This is a genomic window from Methylobacterium nigriterrae (genome assembly GCF_037106235.1).
In the GTDB taxonomy this organism is placed as follows: domain Bacteria; phylum Pseudomonadota; class Alphaproteobacteria; order Rhizobiales; family Beijerinckiaceae; genus Methylobacterium; species Methylobacterium nigriterrae.
In genome coordinates this window covers 1-7319 of sequence record NZ_JBAWTG010000182.1, presented here as the reverse complement: position 1 = coordinate 7319, position 7319 = coordinate 1, and the positions used below count along the sequence as shown (strand labels likewise).

At 62.8% G+C, this 7319-nt stretch carries 7 protein-coding genes and 1 pseudogene; 5 read left to right on the top strand and 3 right to left on the bottom strand.

All coding sequences use genetic code 11. The features are described from left to right. Positions 1-194 precede the first annotated feature (194 nt). Complete coding sequence (locus tag WDW90_RS33375; protein ID WP_336491958.1) at positions 195-452, top strand: DUF6489 family protein; 258 nt, start codon at positions 195-197, stop codon at positions 450-452. Positions 453-2070: 1618 nt separating this feature from the next. Here WDW90_RS33375 and WDW90_RS33370 read toward each other — a convergent pair. Then, a complete protein-coding gene (locus tag WDW90_RS33370) occupies positions 2071-2415 on the bottom strand; it encodes a hypothetical protein (protein ID WP_336491956.1) in 345 nt (114 codons plus the stop codon). 379 nt (positions 2416-2794) lie between these two features. Beyond that, a pseudogene (locus tag WDW90_RS33365) lies at positions 2795-2965 on the bottom strand (5-formyltetrahydrofolate cyclo-ligase); the annotation flags it as partial. A 469-nt stretch (positions 2966-3434) separates the two neighbouring features. Between WDW90_RS33365 and WDW90_RS33360 the strand changes: the two are divergent. Both WDW90_RS33360 and WDW90_RS33355 read left to right on the top strand, forming a co-directional pair. Beyond that, a complete protein-coding gene (locus WDW90_RS33360) occupies positions 3435-3614 on the top strand; it encodes a hypothetical protein (protein ID WP_336491954.1) in 180 nt (59 codons plus the stop codon). 535 nt (positions 3615-4149) lie between these two features. Continuing rightward, entirely contained in the window at positions 4150-4929 is a 780-nt protein-coding gene (locus WDW90_RS33355; RefSeq protein ID WP_336491953.1) for a LuxR C-terminal-related transcriptional regulator, read from the top strand. On the opposite strand, the gene WDW90_RS33350 is transcribed toward WDW90_RS33355, so the two are convergent. Continuing rightward, positions 4861-5073 carry a DUF6894 family protein gene (locus WDW90_RS33350; protein WP_336491952.1) on the bottom strand — a complete coding sequence of 71 codons (213 nt, stop codon included), beginning with the start codon at positions 5071-5073 and terminating at the stop codon, positions 4861-4863. The two genes, WDW90_RS33355 and WDW90_RS33350, sit on opposite strands and share 69 nt — an antisense overlap. Positions 5074-5325: 252 nt before the next feature. On the opposite strand from WDW90_RS33350, the gene WDW90_RS33345 reads away from it, so the two are divergent. After that, the gene (locus WDW90_RS33345; RefSeq protein WP_336491951.1) at positions 5326-5460 is read left to right on the top strand and encodes a hypothetical protein; all 135 of its coding nucleotides are present in this window, start codon (positions 5326-5328) and stop codon (positions 5458-5460) included. 238 nt (positions 5461-5698) lie between these two features. After that, on the top strand, positions 5699-6859 hold the full coding sequence (locus WDW90_RS33340; protein ID WP_336491950.1) for an AI-2E family transporter: 1161 nt from the start codon (positions 5699-5701) through the stop codon (positions 6857-6859). The last annotated feature ends 460 nt before the right edge of the window (positions 6860-7319 follow it).

Sequence of the window (7319 nt, the reverse complement as noted above, 5' to 3'; positions counted from 1 at the left end):
GGCAACGCACAGTACCCGCCTCGTGCCGACGCACCGGGAACCTACGTGCTGGAGACGTAGGATCAAGGCTCCAGGCCCTCAGCAATTGCGAACAGTTAGGCTGGTGTCTGATTTATGCTGAACGGTGTGCGAGTGCTTGTGGCGCCTATATGCCATCCTGAAACCCTTCTTCAACTTGAGGGTGGTTTGGCCCAATGAAAGTCAACGTTGAGATCGACTGCACGCCTGAGGAGGCACGAACGTTCTTCGGTTTGCCTGACGTTCAGCTCATGCAGGCTGCGGTGATGGCCGAGATGGAGCGGCGAATGCTGGCCGAGATGGACCGCTTCTCGCCCGAGGCTGTGATGAAGAGCTGGATGTCCCTTGTTCCGCAGAGTCCCGAGCAGTTTCAGGACGCTTTCACCCGGATGTTCCAGCAGGGCTTTGGCGGGAGCTCGAAAGCGCCAAAGTGACACCTTGGGCTGCGGAGCCTGTCGGAAGGCGAACTGCCCAGTCCCCGCCTTCTGAGTTGAAGCTGCCCCCTATTAGAAACGCCGTCCTTCGCCGTGTGGTACAGGCGGTACGGTGGTACTCCAAGGGGAAATCTTGGGCGGAGGCGGTACCGGACGGGGGACAAGGCGGGACTGGCAGGTCGGAGACAGGGCCGGTACCACATCGTCCCGCCCCGGTACCGCCTGAGCTCGCCCGTTTCCGTTCTGTAGTACCCCTTGTACCGCCGGTACCGCCCTGAGTGTAACCCTGCACCAAGACGGGGGTTGATGGAGACAGTGACTTCACGGTGGAGGGCTGGCGTGGAACCGTACCGCTTCCAGCATGACGGGGTTTCGTTCCGGATCGATTTCCACGGGAACGAACTCGGATGGGAAGGGCGTCTCTTCATTGAAGGGCACCCCACGCTGCAAGTTGTGCAGGTTCTCAATGTGTGTGGCAAGCGAGGACGAGGCACGCCGTGCCATTGTGAGAGGCTGTGAAGCCATAGCCGCGACTACGCCTTGGCCGGATATTGCAAAGCCCCGAATGTGCCGTGGGCAGCTCTCGCAGCCTTGGTGTGAGAAAATCCTGGATTGCACCAACCGGCGCTCGGGCAAGCACCCACGAGCCAGGGTGGTCGTAAGAAGGCGCCTGCGAGCAGCAAAGCGCCGGCAAAGGGGCGCGGCCGGAAGAAAGCGGCCGAGCCTGCTGCTGCCGAGCAAGGCTGCTTAGCGGGCCCAGCGGCTGAGTCATGTGGTGACTGGGTCAACGACATAGGCGGAGACAGAGGCTGCCCAGGCTCTTGCTCGGGAGGCCACCGACCGCTGCTCTCGGCACCAGCGGTCCTCGTACTCGGTAATCTGGGCCAGCAGGCCCGAGGCAAACTGGGCTGGTACGACACTGGATCATCAGAAACGGTTCGCCGCTGTCAGCCCGATTTGCCCCAGCGTTCACCGCGCCTGGAGCTGGAGCGGCTCAGCGACTCGCTGAGGGATCGGTGCCTCGGCATTCTCAGTTGCCCGCATCTGGTTAGCCTGCGCTACCGTCAGATTGACCGCTTCTGTGCGGCAGACGGCGTGCTCGGGAGATCCCAGCCTATGGCCGCGCTGGAGGCAGCTAAGGCCAGCTGCGAAGTCAACGGCCTCGACCTCGTTCACCTCTCGGACGAGCGCGCCATCCCGGTAAACTGCATACCGCGCATGGGGGCCTTTGCCGCAGCGATAGGCTGACGCTCCTTCACCGCTCGCGATCATACGATCCTCGCCGCGGCACGCTTCCTTGATCGACGCTTCGAGTGGCGGGATCGTCACTGATTGCACGCAGCCACACAGCACCAGGGTCGCAGCCGCGACCACGCGCCTGATCCGTATCATCGCCCCCTCCCTGCAGGCAGGCTATGCGGGCGCGAGATCTAGAGTCGATGGCAGCGCGGCAACAGTCGTGGCCGAACCTTCATCCGGTCAGACGATCCGTAGCCATAAGCATGAGTGAGGGTAGCTCCTATCCGCCATGGGCCGAACGGTGGAGTCTGCCACGCTGACCATTAGATGACTCGCCGGCACTGACTACCTATTGGAAACAGGCATGACGGTGGAAGGCCTAAGCTAATCCGACCCGACGGGCGCTCTCGCTTGGCTGCGCAGCTTCGAGCCGGGCCGTAAAGCGCAAGGCAGCCTCGGCCAGAAAGCGGCGCTGGCGAGTGTCGGCGCCGCTGGTTGTCTGGCTGGCGCTGATGAAGGCAGCTGCTGTGGCGAGCAGGTCGGACGCCGCTGCCTCGATGCCGGGATGGCGTTCGATCAGGATACGGAGATCGTCGAGATAGCTCTGCAGAGCCCCAAGCACGAGGCCGGCTTCCTCACCGTCGAGGATCCTTGTGACAGCATGCCCGATGGCCTGTCCGTGGGATTGGATGGCCTCAGCGAAGGCGGTCGATTGCTCCAGCATGGCTTGAGGCATCGGCGAACTCCGGCGGGTCCTGAGCGCATTTCATTATCCCACGTCGGAAGCGCAGCTGGGAAGTGTGTTGACGGCCCGAGCACGGAGTCGATGGTGTTGCCCACACAGACTTTGTCCTCACACGCAGGACCACCTTTCCCTACAGGGTACAGGCGGTACAGGCGGTGCTCGAAGGGGAAGTCATCGACGGAGGTGGTACCGAGCAGGGTACCGGGTGGCACCGGCATTGCTGCCCGCATGGGGCGAGTACCACCTGGTCCCACTTACCGGTACCGCCCTGAAGTGCTCATTCCCCTTCGGGTGCCACCCGGTAGCGCCTTTACCACCCAAGAAATGGGCGGAGAGTAAAACGGCGGAAGAATGCGGTTCACCGCTCCGTGATGATCGTCTTCAGCGGAATTTCGTGCGGCTGCGGATAGATCGTCTCCAATCGTCCGAGTTCGAAGCCAACACCGATGGTGGGTCGCTTCGCGGGCATCGCGGCAATTGTCCGATCATAGAAGCCGCCGCCATAGCCGAGCCGGTAGCCCTGGCTGTCCCTAAGGTGGACGGAATTGCGCGCGGTGCCCCGCGGCTTCAACACTTCGCGGATTCCAGCGGCTCTCCGATCGCGCACCACGCGCAGTTGCCTTGTGAGCGCCCATATCCAGCCTTGGCAGGCATCAGGAAATATCGATCGGAATTCGCCAACGGCATCCGGTCGCTTTTTGAACCGATCGGTATTCAGGACCTGAAGGCCGCTGTGTCCACTGACCTTCAAGACCGCCGGCCAAACGCAACATCCGCGAGATCTCGATGGATGGAGCGGCATGAGGTCGGCGCTGTCGGTGCAGCGGGAGCTCGAGGCTGCGAGTAGCAGCGGAATGTGGCCGCCCACGTGCACAGGCCGCCGAATAGGGCCGCTGCAGGCCCATTGGTCCGCCAGCGCAAGTTTGAGTCTGAACTCCTTGGGCCAGCTTGGCGTTACCTGCAGCCTCATGAAGGCTGGTCAACAAAGAGGAACGCTCATGCGTATGCGCACCCTGCTGCCGCTCATCGGCCTGCTCGCACTCGCTGCCTGTAAGGACGAGAAGAAGGCTGAGACAACCACCCCGCCCCCTGCCAGCACCACGGCGCCCGCCAATCCCGCGCCGGCTCCCGGCGCTCCCGCCAATCCGCCTCCCGCCAACAAGCCTGCGGCTCACTGACCTGACGCTCAGATCCAGCCGCTCAAAAGCAAACCCCGGCAGCTCGCCGCCGGGGCTCACTGAGGAAAGCTCATGCTGGTTCTGTCAACGGATCAGCACGCATCGCCTTCCGCTCCATTTGAGAGGCGGCACCTTGCGACCAGCCTCGCCACTGAACGAGCCAGCACTCAGCCCACGGCCGCAGCTTGCATCGCCGAATACGCAACGAGGTTGTCGAGCGTGCGCGACGTCCCATCGGCGAGCCGCGCTCTAGAACGGCGTAACCTGGAATGCCTGTGTGAGCGCGTGCTGTATTGCGATGCTCGATCATGGACAGGACCGTCATGGCGAGCCTCTCCTGTATGCTGCCATTCTTAAGAGGCCGCTGCTCCGATCGCGGAAACTCCTGAAGCAGACGTCGACCGGTGCGAACGTCACGCCTGGTACGCTCGCCGACTCAGTAGTTCCTGGCGAGAAGGCGCAATGAACTCTTGGGTTTGATCTTCACTTAACGGAGTACCGCGCGTGAACGGCCACGCTTTAGGAAGGTACCCAGATGGTCTGTGACGTCGATGTTGCCGTGCTCTCGTCGAGCCCCTTCGTGCGAGAGGGGCTGAGCTCCCTCCTCAACAGATCACGCTTTCGGGTCGTGAGCGCGTCCGCAGCAACAAGCGAGGCGACCGATCCTGCAGAGGATCAGGTCCGTCCCGCACTCATTCTCGCAGCGCTCGAAGACGCATCCGGGTTCGAGGCACTTCGCAGCCTGCAGGCCACCTACCCGGAGGCGAAGCTCGTCGTCTTCGGACGCGCCGCCGCACCGGAGCGCTTGCCGCGGGACCTCTGCCTCTCCGCCCAGGCGGTGCTCGACTATGGGATCAGCCGCGAGGCGCTGCTCAGCGTCCTTGAGGTGCTCATGGCGGGCGTGACGGTCCAATCCGCCGGTCTGTTCTCCTGGCTCTTTGCGCAGCCGGGCGCCGCCTGGCCTGCAACTGCAGATCACCAACCCATCCTGGTCGGTCAGAGCCCAGCTGGGCAGAGCGGAACAGGTGCGCCGCTCCATCACCAGCTCTCAAATCGCGAACTCGACGTGCTGCGCAGTCTGGCGGAAGGTACCTCTAACAAGCTGATCGCCCGCAAGTACGATCTGGCCGAGGCGACGGTGAAGGTGCACGTCAAGGCGATCATGCGCAAACTAGGGACGCAGAACCGCACGCAGGCCGCGATCTGGGCTCGCGAGCACGGCATCCAGCCGGCCTCTACGTCTGGCTCAGAGGGACAGCCTCCGCAGCAGGGTGCCGGCCTCGTCGCGGATCAGCAGTGCCCAGCCCTCGTCTGAGACGGCTTCTCCGTCCTCGCGCATCTCCGCGAGGGCGAGTTGTGCCTGCTCGAGCGCTTCGTCCAGATCCGCAGCTTCGACCCCGATCTCGTCCGGGATCAGCGTCTCCTGGCGCACGAGGTCGAAGTAGAAGCGCTTGAGCACAGACCCACCTCCGTGACCCCCAGCCCAGAGCTGTGGGTCTGCTTACGCATGGGCTCCTGACCGGCGTGATCAGGGTTCATCCGCTGTTGGGGTTAACGGCAGTATAACGCCGCGAGTTGGATTTTATCCCTTGCTGCCGCGGTTCTTTTGGGACTTCAGTCCATCGTAGCCCAACGCACGGTGCTGGCGTGAACGCTTCGGACGTACCTCCGGCAGGATTGGCGAGACTACGTACAGGATTGCAAGTTCCTCATGTCGACGGACAGCGGACCAAACGACGAGACCAGCCCGGAGGCGGCCGCAGCGCGTCACGAGCGCATCCGCACCCATGTCCGGTCCGTGCTGAGAAAGATCACCGGCGCGAAGGCGGGAACGAGCGCGGCCTGAGGGGTGCCGAAGGTGCCCAGCGAAGCTGCCGGCGGGAGTTGCTCTAAGTTCCACGATCACGGTTCTATCCGGAGGATGGTTACCGCTCACCCGATCACGTGTTGATGGCGACCCACCAAAGGAAAAGGCGCCGCCCTCCGGTCGGGCTCCGTGCTCGAGGAATACAGCCCAGGTCAGCCGCGGATCGTTCCACTAGTCCAGCCCGTTGGTGGCTGCGCAAGGCGCCCGGGAGGAGGCAGTGACGGTCACGCGAGAACAGGATGCGGTTACGCCCTCGCCGGTCAGTGAGCGTGCCGATCAGCGCGACGAGCGCGAAGCCCGTGAAGCGGTTGCAGCCGGTGAGGCCGTCCCTCACGGGATCCGCTCGGTTGGAATCCTGGTGCTCAGTCTGCTCGCGATCGTCTACACGCTCTACCTTGGTCGGGAGATCATCCTGCCGATCGTCCTCGCGCTCGTCTTGAAGCTTCTGCTCGGGCCCGTCATGCGGATCCTGCATGAACGGCTTCGCTTGCCCAACTCGCTCGCCGCAGCGTTGCTGATCCTGGTGGTGTTCGGCGCGATCGCAGGTGTTGGCTTTACCATCTCCATCCCGGCATCAGGGTGGATCCAACGCGCTCCCGAAAGCCTATCGCTGCTGAAGGAGAAGCTTGCCGTCCTGCACCATCCTCTCGATCTGCTCCAGCAGGGACTGCATGCAATTGAGAGCCTTACGGCGACCACAGGGCAAGCGGAGCAGAGCCAAACCGTCACTGCACGGCCGGCTTCCGGTCTGGCAGGCTATCTGGCGACGAGTACCGCGGCGATCCTGGCGCGCTTTTTCACGACCATGATCCTGCTCTTCTTTCTTCTTGCCTCAGGCGACCGCCTGTTGCGCGGCTTTGTTGAGGTCCTCCCAACCTTCTCCAACAAGCGCCAGGCCGTTGAGATCGCTCACGAGATTGGAACCAACATCTCGGGTTACCTGCTCACCATCACGATGATGAATGCCCTGGTGGGGGTAGCCACGGGACTTGCCATGTGGGCCTGCGGCCTCGGCACACCGCTTCTATGGGGAGCGGCTGCGTTCCTCCTGAACTACATCCCGATCCTCGGGCCTTTGGCTGGTATCGTGATCTTCTTCGTCGCGGGTGTGCTCAGCCTCGACTGGCCCTGGTATGCGCTCATGCCAGCCAGTTTGTATCTGCTGATCCATATCGCCGAGGGTGAGACAATCACGCCCATGCTCCTGGCCAAGCGCTTCACCCTCAATCCTGTTTTGGTGATTGTCTCGCTGTTCTTCTGGCACATGCTCTGGGGCGTGCCTGGCGCTCTGCTCGCGGTGCCGCTTCTGGCTATGCTGAAGATCATGGCCGATCGCATTGAGCCCCTGAAGCCCGTCGGTCACATCATCGGCTCCTGACAGCCACAACGCTCCCGACCTAGGAGTGCGGCGGAGCCACAAGCCCCCTCTCAGGGCTCGGCCACATATCCAGCTCATACCGAGCTGGAGCAGAATCCAATGATGTTGGAAGCGCTGTCGTATGCTGGGTGGTACAGGCGGTACAGGTGGTACTCGAAGGGGGAAATTTGGGCGGAAGCGGTACCGAGCAGGGTACGGGTGGTACAGGCAGTCCCTACGCTGGGGCCGGTATCACGCTGTACCACCTCAGCTGGCTCACTCTCGCCCTGCAGTACCACCTGTACCCTCTGTACCGCCCTGCTGCTGGAGCATTGCGGCACTGATCACGACCATGCCCGCCACTTGCTCAGGCCCATGCCGCTCGTGCTCGGGAGCAGGATTTTAGCTCACCAAGGCCCGAAGTCGTCATCCCCATCGTTTGGCCAAGGTTCAGGGTTCCTTCTTGGCAGCACAGGCAGAT

Excerpts from the sequence above, each read along its gene's own strand:
- WDW90_RS33345 (WP_336491951.1), top strand. The coding sequence starts at position 5,326 with ATGTCGACGGACAGCGGACCAAACGACGAGACCAGCCCGGAGGCGGCC.
- WDW90_RS33370 (WP_336491956.1), bottom strand. The coding sequence starts at position 2,415 with ATGCTGGAGCAATCGACCGCCTTCGCTGAGGCCATCCAATCCCACGGA.
- WDW90_RS33360 (WP_336491954.1), top strand. The coding sequence starts at position 3,435 with ATGCGTATGCGCACCCTGCTGCCGCTCATCGGCCTGCTCGCACTCGCT.
- WDW90_RS33355 (WP_336491953.1), top strand. The coding sequence starts at position 4,150 with ATGGTCTGTGACGTCGATGTTGCCGTGCTCTCGTCGAGCCCCTTCGTG.
- WDW90_RS33375 (WP_336491958.1), top strand. The coding sequence starts at position 195 with ATGAAAGTCAACGTTGAGATCGACTGCACGCCTGAGGAGGCACGAACG.